The 22141-nt window shown below is 31.3% G+C and carries 23 protein-coding genes, 2 tRNA genes, 1 riboswitch and 1 other annotated feature; of the genes, 17 read left to right on the forward strand and 8 right to left on the reverse strand.

Annotation, left to right across the window (positions count from 1 at the left end; all coding sequences use genetic code 11):
- Nucleotides 1–175 precede the first annotated feature (175 nt).
- Nucleotides 176–928, forward strand: a complete 753-nt coding sequence (locus G9F71_RS02240) for a LytR/AlgR family response regulator transcription factor (RefSeq protein WP_164951061.1) — start codon at nucleotides 176–178, stop codon at nucleotides 926–928.
- Entirely contained in the window at nucleotides 916–2247 is a 1332-nt protein-coding gene (locus G9F71_RS27520; RefSeq protein ID WP_164951060.1) for a sensor histidine kinase, read from the forward strand. Before G9F71_RS02240 ends, G9F71_RS27520 begins: the two co-directional genes overlap by 13 nt.
- Before the next feature lie 65 nt (nucleotides 2248–2312).
- Here the strand turns inward: G9F71_RS27520 and G9F71_RS02250 are convergent, their stop codons facing one another.
- From G9F71_RS02250 to G9F71_RS27710, 3 genes are all read right to left on the reverse strand, one after another.
- Nucleotides 2313–2456 (reverse strand): cyclic lactone autoinducer peptide, encoded by a 144-nt coding sequence (locus G9F71_RS02250; protein WP_164951059.1) that lies wholly within the window; start codon nucleotides 2454–2456, stop codon nucleotides 2313–2315.
- A complete protein-coding gene (locus G9F71_RS27705) occupies nucleotides 2437–3039 on the reverse strand; it encodes an accessory gene regulator B family protein (RefSeq protein ID WP_164951058.1) in 603 nt (200 codons plus the stop codon). The genes G9F71_RS02250 and G9F71_RS27705 overlap by 20 nt, the downstream gene beginning before the upstream one ends.
- A 260-nt stretch (nucleotides 3040–3299) precedes the next feature.
- Entirely contained in the window at nucleotides 3300–3551 is a 252-nt protein-coding gene (locus G9F71_RS27710) for a DUF7010 family protein (RefSeq protein ID WP_411956137.1), read from the reverse strand.
- A 114-nt stretch (nucleotides 3552–3665) separates the two neighbouring features.
- Between G9F71_RS27710 and tnpA the strand changes: the two genes are divergently transcribed.
- The 3 genes from tnpA to G9F71_RS02270 all read left to right on the forward strand — a co-directional run bounded on the left by tnpA (nucleotide 3666) and on the right by G9F71_RS02270 (nucleotide 8176).
- On the forward strand, nucleotides 3666–4094 hold the full coding sequence (gene tnpA / locus G9F71_RS02260; RefSeq protein WP_164951057.1) for an IS200/IS605 family transposase: 429 nt from the start codon (nucleotides 3666–3668) through the stop codon (nucleotides 4092–4094).
- A 1019-nt stretch (nucleotides 4095–5113) separates the two neighbouring features.
- Complete coding sequence (locus tag G9F71_RS02265; RefSeq protein WP_164951056.1) at nucleotides 5114–7276, forward strand: Tex family protein; 2163 nt, start codon at nucleotides 5114–5116, stop codon at nucleotides 7274–7276.
- Between the two features lie 57 nt (nucleotides 7277–7333).
- Nucleotides 7334–7447, forward strand: a riboswitch (FMN riboswitch).
- Between the two features lie 87 nt (nucleotides 7448–7534).
- Complete coding sequence (locus G9F71_RS02270) at nucleotides 7535–8176, forward strand: ECF transporter S component (protein WP_164951055.1); 642 nt, start codon at nucleotides 7535–7537, stop codon at nucleotides 8174–8176.
- A 77-nt stretch (nucleotides 8177–8253) separates the two neighbouring features.
- On the opposite strand, the gene rimI is transcribed toward G9F71_RS02270, so the two are convergent.
- The 3 genes from rimI to tsaE are packed head-to-tail and all read right to left on the reverse strand — an operon-like array spanning nucleotide 8254 to nucleotide 9864.
- Nucleotides 8254–8703 carry a ribosomal protein S18-alanine N-acetyltransferase gene (rimI, locus tag G9F71_RS02275; protein WP_124997192.1) on the reverse strand — a complete coding sequence of 150 codons (450 nt, stop codon included), beginning with the start codon at nucleotides 8701–8703 and terminating at the stop codon, nucleotides 8254–8256.
- Entirely contained in the window at nucleotides 8696–9409 is a 714-nt protein-coding gene (gene tsaB, locus G9F71_RS02280; protein WP_164951054.1) for a tRNA (adenosine(37)-N6)-threonylcarbamoyltransferase complex dimerization subunit type 1 TsaB, read from the reverse strand. The genes rimI and tsaB overlap by 8 nt, the downstream gene beginning before the upstream one ends.
- Nucleotides 9406–9864, reverse strand: coding sequence for a tRNA (adenosine(37)-N6)-threonylcarbamoyltransferase complex ATPase subunit type 1 TsaE (tsaE, locus tag G9F71_RS02285; RefSeq protein WP_164951053.1), 459 nt, complete (start codon nucleotides 9862–9864; stop codon nucleotides 9406–9408). Before tsaE ends, tsaB begins: the two co-directional genes overlap by 4 nt.
- A gap of 184 nt (nucleotides 9865–10048) precedes the next feature.
- On the opposite strand from tsaE, the gene G9F71_RS02290 reads away from it, so the two are divergent.
- The 12 genes from G9F71_RS02290 to G9F71_RS02345 all read left to right on the forward strand — a co-directional run bounded on the left by G9F71_RS02290 (nucleotide 10049) and on the right by G9F71_RS02345 (nucleotide 20632).
- The gene (locus tag G9F71_RS02290) at nucleotides 10049–10669 is read left to right on the forward strand and encodes a CBS domain-containing protein (protein WP_164951052.1); all 621 of its coding nucleotides are present in this window, start codon (nucleotides 10049–10051) and stop codon (nucleotides 10667–10669) included.
- Nucleotides 10670–10909: 240 nt separating this feature from the next.
- Nucleotides 10910–10985: transfer RNA gene (locus tag G9F71_RS02295), tRNA-Trp, on the forward strand.
- A 24-nt stretch (nucleotides 10986–11009) separates the two neighbouring features.
- Nucleotides 11010–11085 (forward strand) — tRNA-Trp (locus tag G9F71_RS02300).
- 142 nt (nucleotides 11086–11227) lie between these two features.
- The gene (locus G9F71_RS02305; protein ID WP_164951051.1) at nucleotides 11228–12208 is read left to right on the forward strand and encodes an NAD(P)/FAD-dependent oxidoreductase; all 981 of its coding nucleotides are present in this window, start codon (nucleotides 11228–11230) and stop codon (nucleotides 12206–12208) included.
- 169 nt (nucleotides 12209–12377) lie between these two features.
- Nucleotides 12378–12637: a binding site (T-box leader), on the forward strand.
- Nucleotides 12638–12773: 136 nt separating this feature from the next.
- Nucleotides 12774–13685 carry a cysteine synthase A gene (gene cysK / locus G9F71_RS02310; RefSeq protein WP_164951050.1) on the forward strand — a complete coding sequence of 304 codons (912 nt, stop codon included), beginning with the start codon at nucleotides 12774–12776 and terminating at the stop codon, nucleotides 13683–13685.
- Between the two features lie 35 nt (nucleotides 13686–13720).
- Nucleotides 13721–14305, forward strand: a complete 585-nt coding sequence (gene epsC / locus G9F71_RS02315) for a serine O-acetyltransferase EpsC (RefSeq protein ID WP_124997204.1) — start codon at nucleotides 13721–13723, stop codon at nucleotides 14303–14305.
- A 14-nt stretch (nucleotides 14306–14319) separates the two neighbouring features.
- Entirely contained in the window at nucleotides 14320–15312 is a 993-nt protein-coding gene (gene queG / locus G9F71_RS02320; protein WP_164951049.1) for a tRNA epoxyqueuosine(34) reductase QueG, read from the forward strand.
- A 38-nt stretch (nucleotides 15313–15350) separates the two neighbouring features.
- Complete coding sequence (locus G9F71_RS02325; RefSeq protein ID WP_164951048.1) at nucleotides 15351–16058, forward strand: lysophospholipid acyltransferase family protein; 708 nt, start codon at nucleotides 15351–15353, stop codon at nucleotides 16056–16058.
- A gap of 285 nt (nucleotides 16059–16343) precedes the next feature.
- A complete protein-coding gene (locus tag G9F71_RS02330) occupies nucleotides 16344–17537 on the forward strand; it encodes a glycine C-acetyltransferase (protein WP_124997210.1) in 1194 nt (397 codons plus the stop codon).
- 103 nt (nucleotides 17538–17640) lie between these two features.
- The gene (locus G9F71_RS02335) at nucleotides 17641–18600 is read left to right on the forward strand and encodes an L-threonine 3-dehydrogenase (RefSeq protein ID WP_164951047.1); all 960 of its coding nucleotides are present in this window, start codon (nucleotides 17641–17643) and stop codon (nucleotides 18598–18600) included.
- Between the two features lie 146 nt (nucleotides 18601–18746).
- The gene (gene nth, locus G9F71_RS02340; RefSeq protein WP_164951046.1) at nucleotides 18747–19376 is read left to right on the forward strand and encodes an endonuclease III; all 630 of its coding nucleotides are present in this window, start codon (nucleotides 18747–18749) and stop codon (nucleotides 19374–19376) included.
- 83 nt (nucleotides 19377–19459) lie between these two features.
- On the forward strand, nucleotides 19460–20632 hold the full coding sequence (locus G9F71_RS02345) for an NADP-dependent malic enzyme (RefSeq protein ID WP_164951045.1): 1173 nt from the start codon (nucleotides 19460–19462) through the stop codon (nucleotides 20630–20632).
- Nucleotides 20633–20707: 75 nt separating this feature from the next.
- Here the strand turns inward: G9F71_RS02345 and G9F71_RS02350 are convergent, their stop codons facing one another.
- Entirely contained in the window at nucleotides 20708–21196 is a 489-nt protein-coding gene (locus G9F71_RS02350) for a thioredoxin family protein (RefSeq protein ID WP_164951044.1), read from the reverse strand.
- Nucleotides 21197–21323: 127 nt separating this feature from the next.
- Entirely contained in the window at nucleotides 21324–21977 is a 654-nt protein-coding gene (trhA, locus tag G9F71_RS02355; RefSeq protein ID WP_164946033.1) for a PAQR family membrane homeostasis protein TrhA, read from the reverse strand.
- Nucleotides 21978–22141: the final 164 nt, after the last annotated feature.

Here is a 22141-nt window from a genome sequence, read left to right on the forward strand (position 1 = left end):
CATCTAAAGTGATAACATAAAAGGGAAATAAGGTACATGAGAATAAATAACAAGTCAGAGTTTTTAGTATATTTTGTGTAATACAAAAAAATAGATTTCATCGATAGTGCACTATAGATGATGGATACTGATTTGGTATCCATTTTTATGTGTCAAAAAATAAGGAAGTGATAGTATGCTTAGCATAATAATTTGTGAAGATAATATAAGGCAGCGTGAGCGAATTAAAAAAGTAGTTGTAAGCACAATAGGTGATAATTTGTTGAATTTAAATATATCATTATGTACAGATAATCCTGAAAGTGTTATTGCATATTTAGAGAAAAACAACACCAATGTAGGGATATATTTTTTAGATATAGAACTAAACTCTAAGATAAATGGACTTGCTCTTGCTCAGTTTATTAGGAAGCATGATCCAGATGGATATATTATTTTTATAACTGCTCATTCAGAACTTGCATGCATGACTTTCGAGTATAAAGTTGAGGCTATGGGGTTTATTCCTAAAGAAGATGTGTTTTTTTTCAACAATAAAATAAGAGATAATTTATTAGATGCTTATAATAAATATAATAATAAGGTTGATTGTGAGAATGAAAGCAAAACCAATTCCATAACTATTGAAACAGTAGGTAAAAAGATGATTATTAAATTAGAGGATATCTTATTTTTTGAGACTGTTCCTACTGGACATAAAGTTAGAGTTCATACTTTTAAAAAACAAATAGAATTTTACAGCAGTATAAAAAATTTGAAAAATTCACTAAATGATGATTTTTATCAAAGTCATAGAAGTTATTTAGTAAATACAAAAAATATAAGTGAAATCGATAAAAAAAGATTGCTTATACATATGAAAAATGAGGCGGAGTGTTATGTGTCTTTAAGACAGTTAAGGGGGTTAGTGAAAAAGTGGAAGGGATAATAAAAAATATCGTAGTATCTTTAATTTTGGGGATAAGTATTTTTGTGATTATAAATAATTTGAAAGCCATCAAATTTAACAATAAGAGTATACTATTTTGTATATTAGGAAATATGATGATAGGTGTTTGTGGAATATATACCCAAGAATTTTTAACATTACCTCTCTCAGTAATGTTTATGTTTATCTTCTTGTTTTTGGTTAGTAGATCAATTTACAATTCAATCATGATTATGACTAGTATGTATTTTATTTCTGCAATAAGTGATGCAATTTGCACTATTATTTTATTAAATATACTTAAAATCGATTATATTTTTATTAAAGAAGATATATGGATGGCAATAATATTACATTTAATGATTCTATTTTTCAGTTATGTTATTAGCAAAGTAATTTTCCAGTTTTTTTTTAGGAAAAAGATTCAGCTTCAAGGTGTAAGGGAAGTGACTTTGAAAAACAATATTATTGTACTAATATATGTAAGCTTATCTTTGCTTTTAATTTATCTAAATAGAGTAATTTATAAATATTTTTTCGCGGGTACAAGTAAGCGTATTGTTTCAATAAATATGAGTTTAATATTCGTTTATTTTATTTTTGGATTTATAACAATATATTTTAGTAGCAAAAATATTAAGAAACAAATGACTTACGATAATAGGCTTAAAGAATTTGAACAGATGATGGAATATACAGACATAATTGAAAATATGATTGATGAAAGTAGAAAATTTAAGCATGACTATATAAATATTTTATCTACTATTAACGGTTATATTCAAGATAAGGATTTAAATGGGTTAGAAAAATATTTCAGCGATGAAATATTACATGAAGGTGCAAAAGTGAGGGATAATAAATATTTCAATCTTCAAAACATTAGAATTTCAGGGTTAAAGGGACTTTTATCTGCAAAAATCATTAACGCATCATCTTTGAATCTAGAAGTAAACACAGAAATTATTGAAGTGATAGAGGATATTTCAGTTAACAGCATAGACGTTTTTAGAGTTATAGGTATACTATTAGACAATGCAATTGAGGCCGCAGTTCTAACTGAAGACAAAAAGTTCGATATAGTAATAATAAACAATGATGATTCTATAGTATTTATTATATCAAATTCATTTTTAGGACGTATTCAACCTATTAATAAATTATATAAAAAAGGATTTTCAACTAAAGGTAAAAATAGAGGTCTTGGATTAGGTATAGTTAAAGATATTATAGAGAATTATCCTAATATATTATTAAACACAGAAATTAATAATAATTTATTTAAACAAGAATTAGTAGTATACAATAAAAGTAAGTAAAGGATCTAAGCAGTAATAATTCAAGTTGCAACTTGAATTATTACTGCTTAGATCCTTTCAAATTATTAATCTTTTTTATATAAGGATTTAGGCATTTTTGGTTCACCTAATCCCCATAATGAACATAAGCTTGATGAGGTTGCAGCTATGAATAAAGCGCAGCAACTTATAATAAAAGCTAAATATTTTTTAGAATTTAAAACTTTCATAGTTTTTATAACTCCTTCCGAATATCGTATAAACTAATGGCGTTGTTAGAATTGATTCTATTAAAATACTGAAAGTAATAATATTTTTATAAAAATGATTTGTTAATAATAGAGTAATCAAGAAAAACATAATGACTATAAATACAGAGGCCTTTTTTAGTTTGTTCCTTAAGTTTTTACTTATGAGAGGTCGTTCAGATGTGTCTGATGGTGCGTATAAAATAACAAGTAATAGGCTAAAACTAAATATTAATGGCATATAAAAACTATTTATATGTATATGAATACTGAAATATACTATAGCTGTAAAAATGAGAATTGTGGAAATTGTACAGGATTTGCTAGAACTAGCATGCATACCTGATGCAAAAGCTCTAAGTGAAGAAAAACTTATTAAAGCAACTAGTGTATATGTGATTACATTAAAAAAGTATGCAAGTACCAATAAAATTGATAACTTAGAAATATTTAAAAAAAACACATGCAAACCATACTGGATTTTTTCTAATTCTTCATCTGCGGTCTTTATATTATTTTTAATAAAAGTAGTACAGTTTTTGCTGTATTTTTCTGATAAATCCATAGAACAGCTCCTTTAAAATAATATTTATAATCTTCTAAAAAATATTGTATCATAAAATAGTATTACATATATGTTCATTTAGGGTTAAAAACTCATCGTATAGGAAAAATAAAGAATAATTTGACATTATTAAAGAGTATCTTTGAATTTTCTTTTATGAGATTACCGAAAATTCGGGGACTTCAGCCTCAATAGGATTTTTAGTATTTTAGATAACAAATACTTATAAATTAGGAATTTAGATTATTGTTTATGTTGATTTAGAGATTCTTACAGATGTTTTTTTGTTTGTAATCTAAGCAAATCCATACATTTAATATAATTACTGAGACTAGCATTGACAATGGAATACACCATAAATACAAAAGGCTGATATTCCATCCAATTATAGTAATCAATATAGATATAAGTGGTGCCATTTTCATATAAAATTTAGTATCATGTAACCAACCATAAGGCAATAAATGGGCACCTGTTATAGCTGTAAAGAATATTATAATTTTATTTTCTATGCGTAAGGTTAAAACTACCGACTTTCAGTCTGTTAGCTTTTAGCGTAAAGGATAAGAAGGCTTTAGCATTGTAGCAAATATGAAAAAGTTGTAAAATCATATTGGGTGATAAAAATGGTAGATTACAGAAAAGATGCTCATACTGTATATGATATAAAATATCACGTAGTATGGGTAACAAAATATAGATATCAAATATTAAAAGGGCCAATAGGATATAGATTAAGAGACCTATTAAAACAGGGATGTGAGACAATGGGCATAGCAGTTGTGAAACGAAATATAACAACAGATAATGTACATATGTTGTTATCATGTCCAACAAGTATGGCACCAGCAAAAATAGTACAATACTTAAAAGGCGAATCATCAAAGTTAATACAAGATGAATTCCCAGAATTTAAAAAGAGATATGGGGGACAACACTTGTGGGCAAGAGGATATTTTTGTGCAACAGTTGGAAGTGTAATAGAAGAAATGATAAAACAATATATAGAAAATCAAGGTAAGGACGAAGAAGATACATTTAAAGTTACAGAGTGAGGTTACTCGCAAACTTTAGAATACTTTTAGTATTCAACTTTAGTCGGCTTCAGCCGAAACAGGACTTTCAGTCCTAAAAGCAACCCACCTACTTTTAGTAGGTGGTCGTTGAGTTTAGAAAAATCAATTCTAAAAATAGCCTAATTTAAATATTTAGCATTCACAGCCCATATACTTACATTTTACAGATTGGGTTTGCTATACCTATTTTTAAGTTTTTTACATTTTAAATGGTAAGTCATGAGCGATTTCTAATAAATATATAATCCATATTTGTTCCACTTGAAAAATTTAACATTATCAATTAGTTTACTAATTCACTTATAGTGCCATTTAAATACGGACCTAAATGGTCAAAGTGTGTCGAAACAATTATTGGGCGAGAGATACTTCCTTGCCTTCGAAATAGCTTTACAGGGGTCTCTGAGACGTCGAAAGTGATAAAACAACCAATGCTGTAATTCCTATCTAATAAATCTTTAACTCAAGGGCTTCTTTAAAATCAACATTATAAACAAAATCTTTAATTATTTTGACTCGGCTGTCTAATACTTTTAAATATGGCCTACCATTAATTTTTTTATGATATAGCACTTTAAATCTTTAAAGTTCATTACCTTTATAATATTTTAAGCCGTTATTTTTGAGCTGCGAGTTAATATAAGGAGCAATTTTCGCATTTTCTAAAGTGATAGTAGGTATATCTTTAAAGCAATCTAAGGAGATATATTTTGGTACACATTTGTAGGATTGAATCTATATAGGGTATAATATATATGTGAACTATAAAAAAATACAAAGGGTTAAAAATAAGAACATATTAAAAATTTCATATATTTCTCCTGAAAATTTTTATCTTTATATAGATATTAAGGTAGAACTTGGGGTATGATTAAATATGTTAATTTTGAGACCTTAGATTTAAAATATAAATTACGAGAGGAGGACTGACTATTTAGGCGCATAAAATACTGACCAGTTGTTTGTCTTATGTACCTTAAAAAAATAGTTAGGAAAATATGGAAAATATAGAAAGCAGATTAATAAGTGAATTTGGAATAAGCAAAGAGCAATCGGAAAGTGTAATCCAGTTATTAGATGAGGGGAATACAGTTCCTTTTATAGCTAGATATAGAAAAGAAAGAACAGGTGGACTTGATGATATAGTACTTAGAAATTTCACAGAGAGACTTATATATCTTAGAAATTTAGAAGGAAGAAAAACAGACGTACTACGTATTATTGGAGAACAAGAAAATCTAACAGAAGAAATTGAAAATTCCATAAAGAAATGCGAGACTCTTACAGAAATAGAGGATATTTATAGACCTTTTAAGCCTAAGAAAAGAACAAGAGCCATCATTGCAATAGAAAAGGGACTAAAGCCTCTTGCTGAAATTATTTTTAGTGGTGAGTTTAAAGGTGATATAAATGAGTATGCGCAGAAATTTATAAGTCAGGAAAAAGGAGTTACTACATCCATGGAAGCATTTGAAGGCGCTGGTGATATTATCAGTGAGATGATTTCAGATGAAGCTGACTTCCGAAAATGGATTAGGGCACTTGTGCATAATCAAGGCATTGTAGAAACTAAGGGTGCTTCGGATGAGACTACACCTTTTGAAATGTACTATGAGTATAAAGAAGGCGTTAAATCTATTCCACCACATAGGATTCTTGCTATAAATAGAGGTGAAAGTAGCAAGATACTTTCTGTGAAAATTAAAGCTGATAATGATAAGATTAACCAGTACTTAAGAGATAAATGTTTAAAGGGAAATAGTGAAACAGATAAGTATATAGAACTAAGTATAGTTGATTCTGTAAAAAGACTTATATTTCCATCAATTGAAAGGGAAATAAGGTCAGAACTCACAGAAAAAGGTGAAATAGGTGCTATTGAAATATTTAAAGCTAATTTAAAAGCTCTTTTAATGCAATCCCCTATAAAAGGGAAGGTAGTACTTGGATTTGACCCTGGGTTTAGAACTGGGTGCAAAATAGCAGTTCTGGATGATACGGGAAAGGTTTTAGATATGGCTACAGTATATGCTACTGCGGGCAGTAAGGATGGCGTGCAAAAATCCATAGGTATCATTAAAGCATTAGTAAATAAGCATAATGTAGAAGTAATATCCTTAGGTAACGGAACTGCTAGTCGTGAGTCTGAAGAAATTCTAGCCCAGATAATTAAAGAACTTAAAGAAGAATGCGCAAAAGATTTGTACTATGTTATAGTTTCAGAAGCAGGTGCATCCGTATATTCAGCTTCAGAGCTTGCATCAAAAGAATATCCAGATATAGATGTATCTATTAGAGGAGCTATTTCTATAGGAAGAAGACTTCAAGATCCTTTAGTGGAGCTTGTGAAAATTGATCCTAAAGCTATTGGAGTTGGACAATACCAACATGATGTAACGCCTAAAAAACTTGATGAATCCTTAAAAGGAGTAGTTGAAGACTGTGTTAATGCCGTTGGAGTAGATCTTAATATTGCAACCCCTTCACTATTGTCTTATATATCAGGGATAAATGCTACAATAGCTCAAAATATAGTAGCCTATAGAGAAGAAAATGGTAAATTTATAGCTAGAAAAGAATTATTAAAAGTGAAAAGATTAGGCGCAAAGGCATATGAGCAATGTGCGGGATTTTTAAGAGTCATGGAGAGCAAAGAGTTTTTAGATAATACTTCAGTTCATCCTGAGTCATATAATGCTACAAAAAAAATGCTAGATTTTCTGCAATATACAAAAGAAGATCTTAAATCACTAAATTTTAAAGATATGGATGAGCGAGTTAAAAATATTAATCTAAATGAGCTGGCTGAAAAATTAGAAATAGGAGTCCCAACGCTTAGAGATATTATTAAAGAAATTAAAAAGCCAGGTAGAGATCCAAGAGAAGAATTACCTAAGCCACTATTAAAAACAGGTGTAGTTCAAATGTCTCATCTTAAACCAGGGATGAAACTTATGGGTACAGTTAGAAATGTATCTGACTTTGGAGCTTTTGTTGATATTGGAGTTCACCAGGATGGGTTAGTACATATAAGCCAACTATCAGATAAATTTGTAAAGCATCCATTGGATGTAGTTACAGTTGGAGATATAGTAGAAGTTAGTGTGCTAGAAGTTGATGAGAAAAGGAAAAGAATATCATTATCTATGAAAAATATATAATTTGTATATTGCTTTTTCTATTAAATGTAGATATAATTAAATTATAAAATAAAATTTGATAATCTTCAGGGCGGGGCGAATTTCCCCACCGGCGGTAAAGCCCGCGAGCCGAAAGGCAGATTCGGTTTAACTCCGAAGCCGACAGTAAAGTCTGGATAAAAGAAGATGTGATATATGCGAATTCGCCCTGACATAGTTCTATGTCAGGGTTTTTATTATATCCATCCCTAGAAGACATATTAATTAGGGGGTATAAAAATGAGAGACGAAAAACTTGTTAAACTTATTAAAATTTCACTTTTATCTGTTATGGCTTTTCTTTTGATGTACATTGAATTACCAATACCTATATTTCCGGAATTCTTGAAATTTGATATCAGTGACCTGCCAGCGCTGTTAGGTGCATTTGCATTAGGGCCAATAGCAGGCGTTATTATTGAACTCATTAAAAATATATTACATGGATTGCTAGCTACTAAAACAGCTTTCGTTGGAGAACTAGCAAATTTTTTATTAGGCTCAAGTTTAGTATTAGTATCTGGATTTATATATAAGGCTCGCAAAAACAAGGGTGGAGCTATTGTTGCATTATTAATAGGAGTAATTTGTATGTCAATTTTTGCAGGGATATTAAACTATTTTGTTGTTCTACCGCTATACGAAAGTGTATTAGGATTCCCAATAGCTGCTGTTGTAGGAATGGGATCAAAAATAAATCACAATATTGTGGATTTGAATTCTTTCATTATTTGGTCAATTATTCCTTTTACTTTTATTAAAGGAATAGTAGTATCATCAGTAACCCTAGCTCTATATAAAAGTGTTTCTCCTATACTTCATAAAGAAAACGCAGAGAGAGAATACAAAAACAGACAAGGCAATTATCAGTCGAAAATATAGAAAATAATGGCATAAACGTAAAGGGGTACCTATTTCATAGGCACCCCTTTACTAGTTAATATTTTTCATGATTTATGTTACAGATTACGATTCCACATAATTACTGCATCTTCTCCGTTGTCTTCATAATAATGAGGTCTAACACTTACCTTTTCAAAGCCATGTTTTTCATATAAGTTTATAGCAAGAAAATTTGAACTTCTAACTTCTAAGGTTATAGCTGTTACTTTTTGCTTTCTACAAATTCTAAATAAGGCTTCTACGATTAAATCTCCACCACCGTGGCCTCGGGCGTCAGGGTGAATTGCAACATTAGTAATATGGGACTCATCTATAATTAACCACATGCCTCCATAACCTACTATAGAATCACCCTTCTTGAGTACTACATATTTAGCAAATTTATTGTCTAATTCACTTTCTAGGGATTCTAAGCTCCAAGAAATCGGAAAGCTTAATTCACTAATATTGAGGATAGATTTAATAGATGACTTATCCATTGGGCAAATTTTAAAATCGCTATTCATTTTTATTTTGCCTCATTTTTTCTTCATACTCTCGCTCTGCTTGGGGTTTTCGAAGGTAAATAGGCACTGACGCGTATAAATCATCCACTGTTCCTTTAGATAATAGCTTAAGACCTAATTCTCCTAGGGATGATGCCCTAGCTAAATTTAAATGAGCTGGCGCAAATCTGGCCATGGGAAAGTGTTCTATAAGTTTTTCTCTGAATTTTGGAACAGCATCTCCTACAAAAGAAATATTGCAGTTTTTCTCTTTAAGTATGTTTATTAATTCATCTATAGAAATATTTATGTAGTCAGTAATGCGGTTAAGCTCGCAATTATTAAAAGTATATAATGCTGTATAAACATTATCCCGCAGTGCATCTAGTATAGGACAGACAATACCATCTGTATATGCTAAGTTAAATGCTAAGGAATCTAAGGTAGATACGGTTACAAAGGGCTTCCCTGTGCCTTGGCTAAGCCCTTTAATGGTAGAAAGTCCTATTCTAAGGCCTGTAAAGGACCCAGGTCCCTTTGAACCTACAAAGGCATCTATATCGCCTATGTTCATTCCTACATTATTAAATAATTCATCGATTATAGGCATAAGTATTAGAGAATGTTGCTTTTTATAGTTAAAAGTTATCTCGCCAAGTACATTGTCATCCTCAAGAATGGCACAAGTAGCTGCAGCTGTAGCGGAATCTATACTTAAAATCTTCATATTTTTATCTCCTTTATATAATCATATCTTTTATCAGAATAGCATGCGCTGATTTTTCTATAATTATCTCCAAATTCGGGAAGCTTTTCGATGGTAATGGTTAAATTATTCCGTGGAATCAATTCCTCAATATAATTAGCCCATTCAATAATACTAACTGCATCACTAAATATATATTCATCAAAGCCTATAGCTTCTATTTCGTCCGGATCATTTACCCTGTATACATCAAAATGATATAAGGTTAAACGACCTGTATATTCATTTACAATTGTAAAAGTAGGGCTAGTTACATGGTCTTCAATACCTAAGCCTTTTGCAATTCCCTTTGTTAAATGAGTTTTGCCAGTACCTAGGTCACCAATTAAGCAGATTATATCACCTGAATTTACAAGTTCACCTATTAGTTCTCCTATTTTATAAGTTTCTTCTACTGTAGTTACTACAAATTCCATAAGTTTCACCTCACTAGATATTTTATCCTAAAAAATAAAAAAAGAAAAGGTAATCTAGGAGATTGACCATAATATATGGATTTATTTTTATTAATTATATTTCTAAAATAAAAAACAATTATTTACACATAAATTATAAAATAATGTATAATAGCTTATATACCATATTAAGGAGGGGAAAATAATGTTTGTTAATAATTTGATGCTATTAAGAGAAAAATTAATTACGGTAACACCAAAGGTAACAATAGGTAAAGCTTTAGAAATTATGGATCAAAATAATTTTTTATCAATTCCTGTGGCTGAGGGTAATAAATTTATTGGATCAATTTCAAAAGAAAGAATTTATACTTATTTTTATGAAAATTGTCTTGATAAGAAATGCTTATTATCTGATTTTATGGTTGAAAATGTAATGAGGATTGATGTACCTGTTATTAATCCGATGGAGCAAGCAGAAGAAGCAGCACATTTTTTAGAGACAAGAAGTGTTTCGTTTGTTGCTGTAGTGGATAACAATGGTGATTTTAAAGGTATAGTTACACACCATGCTATATTTCATCAATTTACTGAGTTATTTGGGCTTAATAAAGGAAAACGTTTAGCTGTTATAGCTTATGACATTCAAGGCCAGATATCTAAGCTTTCAAAAATAATAACTGAAAACAAAGGTGATATAATTAGTTTTGTAGTTATTGATCCAAAGAGTCTTACAGAGGTTAAGGAAATTGTTGTAAGACTTGATACAGAAAATTTTGATGACATCGTTGCAAAAGTAAAGTCAGCAGGTTTTAAAGTGGAATAATCGCTAGTAATAAAATAACTATTAAGAAGCGCAGAGTGTGCAGGAGGTATTTAACCTGTGTTTCTTAATAAGTTGAATCATCATCTGGGAAGCTGTAATATTAACGACTTCAGAAGGTTTCTTCTTGTTATAGTATGTAATTCCTACTTATAGAGGTAGTAGGTTTTCCTTCGGAAATGTCCTTTAAATATAAAACACTTGCATTTATTAAAGATACATGATACACTTTGAATGTAAATTAGGGGTATGGCTCAATTGGTAGAGTAGTGGTCTCCAAAACCATTGGTTGTAGGTTCGAGTCCTACTACCCCTGCCATTTTAAAAATTTTATACGTAATAAAGGGGTATGGCTCAATTGGTAGAGTAGTGGTCTCCAAAACCATTGGTTGTAGGTTCGAGTCCTACTACCCCTGCCAAATAAAACCTGTGAAATTATTTTCACAGGTTTTTACGTTTATTTATAATGGAGTATCAAATTTTAGTATTAGGCGTTTCCAAAAATCGACTAGCATATCGACTGGCCATTTTTTTAGGTGCCTTAAAATAGGAGGGTATGTAATGCAGCAATATGACATAGTGGTAATCGGGGGAGGCATCGCAGGCCTTGCAGCTGCTATTTCAGCTAAAGAACACTACGAGGGTGAAATCCTGATTTTGGAAAGAGAAAATCAATTGGGAGGAACAATAAATCAATGTATCCATAATGGGTTTGGTGTGAACACTTTTGGTGAAGACTTGACTGGACCTGAATTTGTACAGAAATTCATAGATAAAGTTAATAAAATGGGTATTTCATATAAGTTAGACACCACGGTTTTAAATTTAAGTCCTACTAAAGAAATTAATGCAGTGAATACTTATGATGGAATTTTTAAAATAAAAGCCAAAGCTATAATAATTGCCACTGGGTGTAGGGAAAGACCAAGAGGATTTTCTAATCTAGCAGGTACCAACTGTGCAGGTATATATACTGTAGGGTCTGCGCAAAAATTTGTAAATATAGAAGGATATATGCCAGGAAAACAAATTATCATATTAGGTACAGGAGATATTGCATTAAAAATGGCAAGTAGACTTTCTATTGAAGGGGCTAATGTTAAAGCTATAGTTGAAGGTAAAGATTATATTGATGCACTTGATAAAAAACTGGGTAATTCTCTTAATGATTTTAATATACCATTAAGAACAAAGCAAAAGATTATTGCCATTGCAGGCAAAAGTAGAATTGAAGGCGTTACTTTAGTGAAGTTAGATGATAATAACGAAGTTATTAAAGGGAGCGAGGAATATATTTCTTGTGATGCGTTACTTTTATCTGTAAAATTATATCCAGATAATGAACTCGCAAAACAAGCGAAGATAGAAATTGGCTCATCAACAGGACAAATTCTATTAAATGAAAAATCACAAACTAATATAGCAGGTATTTTTGCTTGTGGAAATGTTGCTCTTGGTTATGATTTTTCTGAGAATGTTGTAAATCAAAGCCAAAATATAGGTATCGTTACTACTCAATACTTAAAAAAATATAATATTTAGGAATTATCTGTTAGTTTATTCTAACAGTTTTTTTTGTAGAAAATTATAAGATGACATTCCATCATAACTACTCAGAAAAGCAATGTACTAAAATAACTAAATAGTATTGACATATTTTGATGTTAAGAATATAATATAATAAAGAAAAGTAAATCATACTAAAATACTAGGAAATACTGAGAAAAAGGAAAGTAGTATAAGAATAATATACAGAGAGAGAGTCTAAAGCTGAGAAGATTCTTATGGGAAGCTTATATGAAGTGCCCTTTGGAGTTGTGCACCGAATTAGGTATATGCCTATGGTAGGCTGCATCGGGATTCCCCCGTTATAGGGATAGAGCATAGCGCTGTGCTTGAAAAAGTGGCTTTATAATCACTATAGTGATTATAACTTAGAGTGGGACCACGAAGCAAAACTTCGTCTCTAGATTAGAGGGAGTTTTTTTTTGTACTCAAAAATTTTCAGATAATTCACTGATGAGTATATAACTTTTATTTTATAATTTTAGAAATTTATATAGATCTTAAAGTAAATCAATTATTTTAAATTTGGAGGGATATTATTATGATGTATAATAACGTTTTAGATATGATAGGAGCAACACCGGTTTTGAAATTAAATAAATTAGTTAAGGGTGACATGGCTGATATTTATGTGAAACTTGAAAAGTTTAATCCAGCTGGAAGCATAAAAGATAGAGCAGCCCTTGGGATGATAGAAAAAGCTGAAAATTTAGGATTATTAAAAGAAGGATTCACCATAGTTGAACCATCTAGTGGAAATATGGGAATAGCTTTGGCCATGATTGGGAGAATTAAAGGGTACGAAGTGATTATTGTAATGCCAGATAGCATGAGCGTTGAAAGACGGAATTTAATTAAGGCATATGGAGCACAACTCGTGCTTACTGATGGTACCAAGGGCATGAAGGGTGCTATAAACAAGGCTAAGGAAGTAGCAGAGGGAAAACCTAATTTCTTTATACCGCAGCAATTTACTAATTTAGCAAATCCAGAAAAACATTATGCTACAACTGCAGAAGAAATAGTGGAAGATGTGATGGATTTAGATGTGTTTGTATCGGGAGTGGGAACTGGTGGAACAATTACCGGAGTAGGAAGAAGATTAAAAGAAATTAGAAAAGACATTAAAGTAGTCGCAGTTGAACCAGAAAAATCTCCTGTATTATCAGGTGGAGAACCTGGACCACATAAAATACAAGGAATAGGCGCAGGTTTTACACCAGATATTTATGATACAGGCGTTGTTGATGAAATAATAAAAATATCTGATGATGAGGCCTTTGAAATGGCAAAACTAATGGCCAGTGAAGAAGGTATATTAGTTGGGATTTCAACAGGGGCTAATATCGCAGCAGCTATAAAAATTGCAAGTAGAATAGGTAAGGGCAAAAAAGTTGTTACTGTTGCACCGGACGGAGGAGAAAAATATATCTCCATGGGGATTTATGACTAAATCAACAATATTGCTTTGTAGGAGTGAATAGTTATATGCTTAAAATGCTGAAATATGAAATTAAAAATGTATTAGAAAAGGATCCAGCGGCTAAGAATTGGGTGGAAGTAATACTTCTATATCCATCTACACATGCTATAATATTATATAGAGTAGCTCATTTTCTATATAATCATAAAGCTTATTTTATATCTAGAGCGCTATCACAACTAGCTAGGTTTTTTACCGGAATAGAAATTCATCCAGGGGCAAAAATAGGAAAAGGGTTATTTATAGATCATGGAATGGGCGTAGTAATAGGAGAAACAACAGAAATAGGGAACAATGTAACCTTGTACCAAGGGGTTACACTTGGTGGAACAGGTAAGGATAAAGGAAAAAGGCATCCTACTTTAGGAAATGATGTGGTGGTAGGTGCTGGTGCTAAAATTTTGGGACCAATTAAAATAGGATCTGGTAGTAAAATTGGTGCCAATGCTGTAGTTTTAAAAGATGTATTAGCTAAGGCAACTGCTGTTGGTATTCCTGCTAGAATAATTTTTGGGAAAACTATTCCCATAATAGAGATTAAGGATTATTTAGGGAAGACTAAAAGAATGTATAATGATATGATAATATAAAAAGGACTGACAATATGAGCATTAAGGAAGAAATCATAGAGTTTTGTATGAAAATTGGAATAGACACAATAGGATTTAGCGAGTGTAGAATTTTTCATGAGCTAAATCCTTATTTTGAGACAAGAAAGAAGCTTGGACTAGAAAATGAGTTTGAGGAACATAGCGTAGATAAGAGGATAAATCCATTTTTATATATGCCAGAAGGAAAAACAATAATTACCATTGCGTTTCCCTATCTATATAGTTTAGATTTCGATAAGAAGACGCAATTTTCCAAATACACGCTTGGAAGGGATTATCATGTTGTTACAATCGAGTATATGGAAAAAATTTGTAAATTTATTGAGAGTATGGGCGGAAAAGCTATGTCTTTTGTGGATAGCAATGCGCTTCCAGAGAGATATATCGCCTGTAATAGTGGAATAGGGTTTATAGGGAAAAATAATACCTTGATAACAGAAAAATACGGATCATATGTTTTTTTAGGTGAAATTATAACAGATTTAATAATCCTACCAGACAAACCAATTGTTCAAAAATGTGGTAATTGTGAGAGATGTCTAGAATCATGTCCTACAAATGCTATAGTGAAAGGTAAAGCAGGAATAAATAATGATGCAAATGTATGTCTTTCTTACATAACTCAAAAAAAACATATAGAGGATTCCTGGTTTGAAAAATTAAATGGTAGACTATTTGGGTGCGATACCTGTCAGAGAGCTTGCCCATACAATAGTGGAATCCAGTTTAGTGATATCAGTGAATTTAAACCATATGAATATATGAAAAACGTGGATGTAAAGACTTTAATGAATATGGATAATGATTTATTTAAAGATAAGTATAAAATAACTTCTTGTGGGTGGAGAGGTAAAAATATACTTAAAAGGAATGCAATTATTAATGCGATTCACAGTGAAAGGGTTAAGTTTATAACTGTAGAAAAGGATACATCACCTTATATAAGGGATTATTATTATAGACTTTTAAAGTTTTTCAAATTATAATAATTTTATAAATACTTTTTATGAAAGGTGGAATTTTAATGGTTTCTCCAGTAGTGCTAAGAATAATAGATTTTTTGCCGGATAAAGTTGTATCATTTATAGCAAATAAATTAATTGATTCATACATTAATAAATACGCAAATATAAAAACTTCTGGAATGGAGAAAATTGTTGGAGCTAAATCTCCTATAATTTTTATATGCAATCATTTAAGTAATGCTGATGGTATAGTTATGAATAGGCTATTAAAGGATAACAATGTAACTTTTGTTGCTGGTGTAAAGCTAACAGATAACAAGCTTACTAAACTAGGGTTTCACGTGGCTAAGACTATAAATATAAAACCTAATTCTGCAGATAAGGAAGCTATATCTAAAATTGTCAATACGTTAAAACAAGGAAATAACATTATGATTTTTCCAGAAGGAACCAGGAGTAGAAATGGGAAAATGGCAGAAGCTAAGAAGGGCCTTTTATTAATGGCTAAATTATCAAAGGCAACAATCGTTCCAATGGGCATTTGGGGAACAGAAAAATTATTACCTATTAATGAAAATAACATGGCCTCAGAAAAATTCAATTATGCAGATGTAAACATTAGTGTTGGTGAGCCTATTATGCTTCCTATTAAAAATGTGGATGAAGATAAAAATCAGTATCATGATAGGGCCATGCATGAAATAATGTGGGGGATAGCTATGTTACTTCCTGAAAAATATAGAGGAGTATATTCTGATTTAAAATAGGTAATAATAAAAAAATGATTAAGAGCAAGAGTTGTGTTTAAAAACCGAAATCTTGTTTTTAGTTGTGTCTTATATAGCATAAGGAAATAGAAAATAATAATTGACAGTGATGGAAAAAATTCATAAACATAAAAAAATAAAAGAAATATTGCTTTTAAGGTAAGGATTTTGCAATTTAATTTGGCATTTGGAGCTAAAAGATATATAATGAACTTGTGATTAAATATAAAATTCTTATATGTTTTTATAAGAATATACAAAATAAAAGGTTGGAGGCATGTTACCATGGGAAGTAAAGTATTAGGGAAATTTTTAAAAGATAATTTAGATGATTTAAAAAGTAAAGGTTTGTATAACGTAATAAATGTACTAAAGAGTTCAAATGGACCTGTTATTAAAATTGGTGATAATGAATTAATTAACCTATCTTCAAATAACTATTTAGGTCTTGCTACTAATCCTAGAATGATTGAAGCTACTATTGAAGCAACTAAGCAATATGGTTCAGGAGCAGGTGCCGTTAGAACAATAAATGGTACATTAGAAATCCATACTAAATTAGAGCAAAAACTTGCTAAATTTAAACATACAGAGGCAGCTATTGCTTTCCAGTCAGGATTCAATTGTAATATGGGAGCAATTTCAGCAGTAATGAATAAAAAAGATGCTATTCTTTCAGATTCCTTAAATCACGCATCAATAATAGATGGGTGCAGGTTATCTGGTGCAAAAATCATAAGAGTAGAACATTCAGATATGGTGGATTTAAGAAATAAGGCAAAAGAAGCAGTGGAATCAGGCTTATATGAAAAAATAATGGTTATTACTGACGGTGTATTTTCTATGGATGGCGATGTAGCTAAACTTCCTGAAATTGTAAAAATAGCAGAAGAGTTTGACTTAATAACATACGTAGATGATGCTCACGGTTCAGGAGTAATGGGAAAAGGTACAGGTACCGTACATCACTTTGGTTTGTCCGATAAGATAGACTTTCAAATTGGTACATTATCAAAGGCTATTGGTGCTGTAGGTGGATATGTAGCTGGAACAAGAGACTTAATTGATTGGCTTATGGTTCGTGCTAGACCATTCCTATTCTCAACATCACTAACTCCAGGGGCAGCAGGCGCTGCTATTGAAGCTATTAACATTCTTACAGAAAGTACGGAGTTGCATGATAAACTTTGGGAAAATGCAAATTATTTGAAGAAGGGTTTAAAAGAACTTGGATTTGATATTGGAAACAGTGAAACCCCAATTACTCCATGTATCATAGGAGACGAAGTTAAAACTCAAGAATTCAGTAAAAAACTTTTTGAAGAGGGCGTCTACGCAAAATCAATAGTGTTCCCAACAGTTAGAAAGGGAACTGGAAGAGTAAGGAATATGCCTACAGCAGCTCATACAAAAGAAATGTTAGATAAAGCATTAATTATTTATGCAAAAGTTGGAAGAGAAATGAAAATAATAAAATAAATAAAAACAGAGTATAACGCCTAATAATTAGGTGTTATACCTATGAGCTTAAATTAAACGTTTGCAACATTATGCGTTGTTAGCTAAATATGGAGGGAATATAATGAAAAAAATATTAGTAACAGGAGCCTTAGGGCAAATAGGTTCAGAACTTGTAATGAAAATGAGAGGAATTTATGGTAGTGAAAATGTAATAGCTACAGATTTAAGAAAGCTAGAGGGTAGTCCCGTAGTTACAACCGGGCCTTTTGAAATATTGGATGTAACTGACCATGAAGCTATGCTTCACCTTGCTAAAAAATATGAAATAGATACATTAGTTCATTTGGCGGCTTTATTATCAGCAACAGCAGAAGCGAAACCACTTCTAGCTTGGAATATAAATATGGGTGGGCTTGTAAACGCTTTAGAAGTTGCAAGAGAAGTAAAATGCAAGTTCTTTACACCAAGTTCTATAGGCGCATTTGGACCATCTACGCCTAAAGATAATACTCCTCAAGATACAATTCAAAGACCAACAACTATGTATGGTGTGAATAAAGTTGCAGGAGAATTATTATGTGATTATTACTATAAAAAATTTGGTGTTGATACAAGAGGAGTAAGGTTCCCAGGACTAATTTCTTATGAAGTTCTTCCAGGAGGCGGAACAACTGATTATGCAGTTGATATATACTATGAGGCGTTAAAGTCAGGTAAGTACACCTCATTCATTGCGAGTGGTACAAAAATGGATATGATGTATATGCCAGATGCAATAAATGCAATAATTAATTTATTGGAAGCTGATGCATCAAAATTAATACATAGAAATGCATTTAATATTGCAGCTATGAGTTTTGAACCAGAAGAAATAGCGGCTGAAATCAAAAAACATATGCCTGAGTTTATTATGGATTATAATGTAGATCCAATAAGACAAGGAATCGCTGATTCATGGCCAAATTCAATGGATTCAACTTGTGCTAAAAATGAGTGGGGATTTGTAGCTGAATATGATTTAGCAAAAATGACTACTGATATGCTTCAAAAATTACGTGCCAAAGGAATTGGCGCTAAGTAATAGTTATAATTTATACGTTGTTTTCCTCACATATGAGGAAAACAACGTATTTTTATTAATAATTCTAGAATTAAATTATTTTGGTATAGAATGTGATAGAATAATCCTAAGGAAACATTCTTGCTAGTAAAAAGTAGGTGATTTATATGAATAAGAAAACAATTAAAACAGTGCTTGAAATTCTTAATGAAACATACGCAGGTGCAAAGTGTGGCCTTAATTTCAACAATCATTATGAACTTTTAGTTTCAACTATACTATCAGCACAATGCACTGATGAGCGAGTAAATATTGTTACAAAAGAGCTGTATAAGGAATATAATACACCTGCAGCTATGATTACTTTATCACAAGAGGAACTAGGAGAAAAAATTAAAAGCTGTGGATTTTATAATAATAAGAGTAAAAATATATTAGGTGCTACAAAAGTTATATTAGAAAAACATGGGGGCCTAGTACCAAGCACTATGGAAGAATTAATAGAGCTGAGCGGTGTAGGTAGAAAGACAGCCAATGTGGTATTATCTAATGCATTTGGTATTCCAGCCATTGCCGTAGATACACACGTTTTTAGAGTTTCAAAAAGAATTGGTCTTGCCTCAGGTAAAAATGTAGAAGAGGTAGAGCAAGAGCTTATGAAAAACATTCCTAGAAAAATGTGGAGTGATGCTCATCATTATATTATATGGCATGGTCGAAAAATATGTAAAGCTAGGAAGCCTAATTGTGATATGTGCCCTATAGCACCATATTGTGAATTTTTAAATGGAAAATAGATATTTATATGCTTATTTATAAAAAAATAAATATTAAAATAGTAATCGATATAGATGCTAGACAATAATAAGGAGGGTTTCATATGTCAATACAAGAAGAATCATTGAAGATGCATAAAGAAAACAGGGGAGTTCTGGAGGTAATAGGAAAAATAAAACTTGAAACTAAACATGACCTATCTATTGCTTATACACCAGGGGTAGCAGAGCCTTGTTTAGAAATCGCAAAAGATAAAAATAAAGTTTATGATTACACTATAAAAGGAAATACTGTGGCAATAGTTACTAATGGTACAGCGGTTCTTGGACTAGGCAATATTGGTCCAGAGGCAGGACTGCCTGTAATGGAAGGTAAGGCTCTATTATTCAAGAAATTTGGAGGAATAGATGCTTTTCCTATATGCCTTGACACTGAAGACCCTGAAGAGATTATAAGAACTGTTAAGTTAATATCACCAGTATTTGGAGGGATTAATCTTGAAGATATAAAAGCACCAGAATGTTTTTATATAGAAAAAAGATTAAAAGAAGAATTGGATATACCTGTATTTCATGATGATCAACATGGTACTGCAATTGTGGTTTTAGCAGGACTTTATAATGCTTTAAAATTTGTTAATAAGAAATTAGAAAGTGTAAAGATAGTAATTAATGGAGCTGGATCTGCGGGGATTGCAGTATGTAAGCTGTTATTAAGTGCTGGAGCTAAAAATATAGTACTTTGTGATAAACATGGAGCAGTAGCAGAAGGTGACACTATTTTAAATCCAGCTCAAGCTGAGATTGCTAAAATTACAAATAGAGATATTGAAAGAGGAACTTTAAAAGAAGTAATTGTAGGCATGGATGTTTTTATAGGAGTATCTGCACCAGGGGTATTAACAAGCGAAATGGTTTCAACTATGAATAAAAACAGTATAGTCTTCGCCATGGCTAATCCAACACCAGAGATTATGCCAGATGTCGCAAAAGATGCTGGAGCTGCAGTAGTGGCAACTGGAAGATCAGACTTTGCAAATCAAATAAATAATGTTCTGGTTTTTCCAGGAATATTTAAAGGTGCACTAGCAGTTAGAACAAAAGAAATTAATGATGAAATGAAACTGGGAGCAGCTAGAGGAATTGCTAATTTGATTAGTAATGAAAAATTAGCAGCAGATTATATAATTCCAGATGTTTTTGATCCTCGAGTTTGTGAATCTGTAGCTACAGAGGTTATGAGAGTTGCAAGAGAGATGGGCCTTGCTAGAATTTAGCGCCAGTGCTTAAAATTGATGGATAAAGCCCTTTAATGTTTGTAAACATTAAAGGGCTTTTGGATTTCATAAAAATCATAGAATCATATCTAAAAGTTCTTCTTCAATAAGGTCATTATATTTCCCAAGCCTATAATCATTAACCATATTTTTCTTTTCTTCAATTTTTAAGGACATCATCTTTTCTAGTAGTTTTTTTGGAAACTCTACATAAGCTCCTTTTGGATTCATTTCTGAATCAAAAGTTATAATAGTCGGAATCCGAACGTCACCTGTGTATTCTTCTAAAAAGCTTTCATAACCGCTTTTGGGAAAACAATATAAGTTTATGCTTTTATTTTCCTGTGCCATTCGTTTAATTAAGGGTAATGTAACAATACAATCAGGGCAGTATCCTTCAGAAAAAACTGCTACATTAATAGTGGAAGTTAAATTTTTAAGAGATTCTTTAGTGCTTGAAGACAAGCTAGTAGAATTATAGGCTATAAGCTGTATATCGCCATTTTCTAGTTTGGATTTTTCCAAATACTCTTCAAAAGTTAAACCCTTTGATAAATTTATCATAATTAACATCCCTACTTTCAGTGAAATTATTAACTTTAACTGTACTATTTAATAATAGTGCACATGAAAATAAATAACAAGTCAAAGATATTTCTACTGACTCTTTATGTGACTAGATAATACAAACCTAATTAATGTACATTATGTACTTAAACATAAGTATATAAAGGCAAAGACTACCCAGCATTATAAAAATATGAAATATTTCATGAAATCCAAAAAGCTTAAGATTTATTTTGGGCCATTTAGTTGCATATATAAGACCTCCTATAGTATAAAAGAGCCCACCAGCTAAAAGCCACATAAAGCCACCTAAGGATACAGCTTTTATAATAGGTACAACAGCAAAAATAGAAATCCAACCCATTAAAATATAAAATCCAGTGTACAACCATCTAGGGGCATCAAACCAAACTATCTTAAGTATAATTCCGATAAGAGCCAGTAGCCAAATAACTACAAAAAGTACAGTTCCCATAGTGCCTTTTAAAGCAATTAAGCATATAGGAGTATAAGTCCCTGCAATTAGAACATATATCATAGAATGATCTACCCTTCTAAGTATTTTTATAACCTTTTTTGAAGATGTAGATTTATGATAGGTTGAACTTGCGCAGTAAAGTAGGATTGAGCTTATTCCGAATACTGCGAGGATAATAGTGTTATGAACGTTTGTGGTGTCTAAAGAGTACTTAATAAGAAGTATTAACCCTATTGTGGATAAGATGGCTCCAATTAAATGTGTAATGCTACTTACAGGTTCTCTAAATTTTGATAACAAATAGATCACTCCTTCTAATTTATAATTTTTTATTTATAGGTAATAATATAAAAAACAAAGACAAAACTCCTTGTGATATGTACTGGTTAAATATAGGGTATCCAGTTATAAAAATCATATACATGGTTTTTATAACTACGTATGACATGCACTAATACTACAAT

The organism is Clostridium sp. FP2 (genome assembly GCF_011065955.2).
In the GTDB taxonomy this organism is placed as follows: domain Bacteria; phylum Bacillota; class Clostridia; order Clostridiales; family Clostridiaceae; genus Clostridium_AD; species Clostridium_AD tagluense.

Coding starts and splice junctions, on each gene's coding strand:
- tsaE (WP_164951053.1), bottom strand. CDS start 9,864: ATGGAATTTGTAGTAACTACAGTAGAAGAAACTTATAAAATAGGAGAA.
- queG (WP_164951049.1), top strand. CDS start 14,320: ATGAGCATTAAGGAAGAAATCATAGAGTTTTGTATGAAAATTGGAATA.
- G9F71_RS02240 (WP_164951061.1), top strand. CDS start 176: ATGCTTAGCATAATAATTTGTGAAGATAATATAAGGCAGCGTGAGCGA.
- G9F71_RS02270 (WP_164951055.1), top strand. CDS start 7,535: ATGAGAGACGAAAAACTTGTTAAACTTATTAAAATTTCACTTTTATCT.
- tsaB (WP_164951054.1), bottom strand. CDS start 9,409: ATGAAGATTTTAAGTATAGATTCCGCTACAGCTGCAGCTACTTGTGCC.
- G9F71_RS02305 (WP_164951051.1), top strand. CDS start 11,228: ATGCAGCAATATGACATAGTGGTAATCGGGGGAGGCATCGCAGGCCTT.
- G9F71_RS02335 (WP_164951047.1), top strand. CDS start 17,641: ATGAAAAAAATATTAGTAACAGGAGCCTTAGGGCAAATAGGTTCAGAA.
- G9F71_RS27705 (WP_164951058.1), bottom strand. CDS start 3,039: ATGGATTTATCAGAAAAATACAGCAAAAACTGTACTACTTTTATTAAA.
- rimI (WP_124997192.1), bottom strand. CDS start 8,703: ATGAATAGCGATTTTAAAATTTGCCCAATGGATAAGTCATCTATTAAA.
- G9F71_RS02330 (WP_124997210.1), top strand. CDS start 16,344: ATGGGAAGTAAAGTATTAGGGAAATTTTTAAAAGATAATTTAGATGAT.
- G9F71_RS02325 (WP_164951048.1), top strand. CDS start 15,351: ATGGTTTCTCCAGTAGTGCTAAGAATAATAGATTTTTTGCCGGATAAA.
- G9F71_RS02345 (WP_164951045.1), top strand. CDS start 19,460: ATGTCAATACAAGAAGAATCATTGAAGATGCATAAAGAAAACAGGGGA.
- tnpA (WP_164951057.1), top strand. CDS start 3,666: ATGGTAGATTACAGAAAAGATGCTCATACTGTATATGATATAAAATAT.
- cysK (WP_164951050.1), top strand. CDS start 12,774: ATGATGTATAATAACGTTTTAGATATGATAGGAGCAACACCGGTTTTG.
- G9F71_RS02350 (WP_164951044.1), bottom strand. CDS start 21,196: ATGATAAATTTATCAAAGGGTTTAACTTTTGAAGAGTATTTGGAAAAA.
- G9F71_RS02290 (WP_164951052.1), top strand. CDS start 10,049: ATGTTTGTTAATAATTTGATGCTATTAAGAGAAAAATTAATTACGGTA.
- epsC (WP_124997204.1), top strand. CDS start 13,721: ATGCTTAAAATGCTGAAATATGAAATTAAAAATGTATTAGAAAAGGAT.
- G9F71_RS02265 (WP_164951056.1), top strand. CDS start 5,114: ATGGAAAATATAGAAAGCAGATTAATAAGTGAATTTGGAATAAGCAAA.
- nth (WP_164951046.1), top strand. CDS start 18,747: ATGAATAAGAAAACAATTAAAACAGTGCTTGAAATTCTTAATGAAACA.
- G9F71_RS02250 (WP_164951059.1), bottom strand. CDS start 2,456: ATGAAAGTTTTAAATTCTAAAAAATATTTAGCTTTTATTATAAGTTGC.